At 59.7% G+C, this 1584-nt stretch carries 1 protein-coding gene; it reads left to right on the top strand.

The window, feature by feature from the left end; translation table 11 throughout:
* Window positions 1–18: 18 nt before the first annotated feature.
* The coding region (locus tag FJW08_RS32230; RefSeq protein WP_246682689.1) for a DUF5801 repeats-in-toxin domain-containing protein at window positions 19–1584 on the top strand (1566 nt) is incomplete at its 3' end.

Here is a 1584-nt window from a genome sequence, read left to right as displayed (position 1 = left end):
GTGTCGGTGACCGCGACCGTGACCGACAATGACGGCGACAAGGCGAGCGCCAGCATCGACCTGGGCGGGCAGATCACCATCCATGACGACGGCCCGCTGGTCTCGGCGACCGGCTCGGCGCCGACGCTGAGCGTCGACGAGAGCTTCATTCCGGTGATCGGCTCGGTCGGCGGCGGTGTCGGCAACGTCTCGTCCGGCAACTTCGCGGCCAACTTCGCGGTGACGCCGGGCGCGGACGGCCAGTCCGGCTCGACAGCCTACTCGCTGACCATCAACAATTCCACGACCACCCTGGTCGACTCGCTTACCGGCCAGACAGTGCATCTGGTGGCCAATGGAGCGGGCGAAGTCGATGGCTATGTGACCATCAGCGGAGTGCAGACCAATGTCTTCACGCTGACGGTCGACGCCACCGGCAAGGTGACGATGACCGAACTGCGCGGCGTGCATGAAGGCTCGGGCGAGACCCCCGACACCAGCGAAGGCACCCTGCTGGGCACCGGCCTGGTGTCGGTGACCGCGACCGTGACCGACAATGACGGCGACAAGGCGAGCGCCAGCATCGACCTGGGCGGGCAGATCACCATCCATGACGACGGCCCGATCTTCACCTCCGTCATGGACGCCGTCGTCGCCAACCAAGCTGGTACTAGCTTCACCGGGCTCTACACCGCGAACTTCGGGGCTGACGGGCTAGATCACCTATCGCTCGCACTTCAAGCGAGTGGCATGTACAGCGGAAGCGCGGTCAATTTCGTCCAGACTGTCGATAATTTGACCCATGTGACGAAAGTCGACGTTCAGGACGCAACCACGCACAGTGTGGACTTTACTTTCTACTACACCGAAACGCCGCAGGCCGACGGCGGCGTGTCGATGCATGCTTATTCGAGCCCGAGCGACCCGACAGGCAGCGCCTTCTTCACGCTCGACCTCAATGCGAATGGTACCTACGACTACACCTTGAACTCGCCGTCGGTGATTACCACGACGACCGTGACCGGGGATTCCGCGTTCACGTCTTCCGGCGGTGGTCAAAATTCGCTTACCTCGCCGGACGGCCAACTCGTCATAACCGGCGATCTCAACGGTGCTGCGCAGCAAGTCAAAGCCTCGCACAATGGCATTGCGGTGGGTAGTACTGGCCTGAGCATGGATACTGGCGAAACTTTGCATCTTGGCTTCGCCCATGAACAGGCAAAAGTAAGCTTCGTTCTGACACAATGGCAAGGCGGCGGCACCGCAAACGTCACGTTCCACGTGCTCGACGACAATGGGGCTACCAATGTTAAAGACTTCAACATCGCGGCGATCGCAAAAGGCTCGGGTACAGCCTCTATCAGTGTGATAGAGACTTCAGATAATACTCTACTGACGACCAACAACGGGGTGGCATTCAATTCCGCGACCAACACGTACACGCTGTATGTCAACCATGATTTTGACAATGTCGGAGTCTCATATAACAGTGGGGGATCGACCTTCACTGTCAACAGCATCACATATGGCGAAGTGACGACGGTCCATGATCTCACGATGAATTTCGGCTTGTCGGCAACGGACCACGACGGCGACACCTGGTTC

The organism is Mesorhizobium sp. B3-2-1, from assembly GCF_006439515.1.
Lineage (GTDB): Bacteria > Pseudomonadota > Alphaproteobacteria > Rhizobiales > Rhizobiaceae > Mesorhizobium.
Note: the sequence above shows the minus strand (reverse complement) of the source record. Positions and strands in the feature narration are given on the sequence as shown.